The sequence below is a fragment of the Komagataeibacter saccharivorans genome, from assembly GCF_003207825.1.
In the GTDB taxonomy this organism is placed as follows: domain Bacteria; phylum Pseudomonadota; class Alphaproteobacteria; order Acetobacterales; family Acetobacteraceae; genus Komagataeibacter; species Komagataeibacter saccharivorans.
The window spans coordinates 1-1,337 of the sequence record NZ_NKTY01000077.1; the positions used below are offsets into that span (position 1 = coordinate 1).

General features: G+C 59.7%; 1 protein-coding gene. It reads left to right on the top strand.

The annotated features are described in order from the left end of the window. Window positions 1–1,285, top strand: a 1,285-nt coding sequence (locus CFR79_RS15375; RefSeq protein ID WP_110548462.1) for an IS1182 family transposase, incomplete at its 5' end; no start/stop codon positions are given. Between the last annotated feature and the right edge of the window lie 52 nt (window positions 1,286–1,337).

Here is a 1,337-nt window from a genome sequence, read left to right on the forward strand (position 1 = left end):
GTCGTGGCTTCCGGCTGACGATATGGCGCATTTCATTGTCGCAGCTGTTGAGCGGGTTCCGATGAGTGCGTTCTGCGTGCCAGTGCGCACGGGAGGCAAGGCGCAGTATCATCCGCGCCTGATGCTGGCCCTTCTGATCTTCAGCTATGCGAACGGGTTGTTTTCCTCACGCCGGATCGAGCGGGCGACATATCGCGACATCGGGGTACGCTTCGTGGCGGCGAACCTGCATCCGGATCATGATACGATTGCGACCTTCCGCCGGACGAACCGGACAGCCATTGAAGCTGCATTTGCGCAGGTCCTGCTTCTGGCGCGCGAGACGGGTCTGCTGCGTCTGGGTGTCGTATCGATTGACGGCACGAAAATTGATGCCGACGCTTCGAAATACCGTTCCCTGCGCTACGACCGGATCAGGGCACTGCGCGAACAGCTGGCGGTGGATATCGCGAAACTGATGGACCAGGCGGAGCACGCAGATGCCACAGACAGAGATCCGCAGGCCCTGCCAGAAGAGCTTGCCCGACGGGAAACACTGAAAGCGAAGCTGGACGAAGCCTGCGCCCGGCTGGAAGCAGATGCGAAAGCGCAGGCCGAGGCGGCGCGACCGGCATACGAGAAAAAGAAGGCGATGTATGACGCAAAAACAGGGCGTCGCGGTCGGGCGCCGAAACCGCCGGATGATGAACCACCACCCGACCGGCAGATCAGTCTGACCGATCCCGACAGCCGCCTCATGCGGCGTTCGGACGCCCACGAGTTCCGGCAGGCTTACAATGCCCAGGCCGTGGTCTGCGCCGAAGGCAGTCAGTTGATCGTGACAACCGACGTTGTCGCCACGTCAGCGGACGCGCCATCCTTTGCCAGCACCGTGCTGTCGATGGAAAACACGATCGGTCTCCCAAAGACAGTGCTTGCCGACACCGGTTACGCCAGCGGGCAGGCGGTCCGGGACCTGCGGAAAAAAGGCATTGATCCGCTGGTCGCCATCGGACGGCCCTGTGCCCGCAGGCCTTATGACTTCCGACCACCTCCTGAAAACAGGGAACCACGCCGGATCACCGAACCCTGGCGGCTTGCCATGAAGAAAAAACTGGAAACCACAAAAGCCGGAAATATTTACAGACTACGAAAACAGACCGTTGAACCGGTCTTTGGAATTATCAAAAGCATCATGGGCTTCAGAAGATTCAGTCTGCGTGGCCTTGCAAAAGTCACGACTGAATGGACCCTCGTCGCTCTCGCATACAACTGCAAAAGAATGGCACGGCTTCAGGCAGCATAAGCCGGGTCAGCCTCGGCGTTATCAGCCGCAAAATGCCCAACCCGACAGGCTG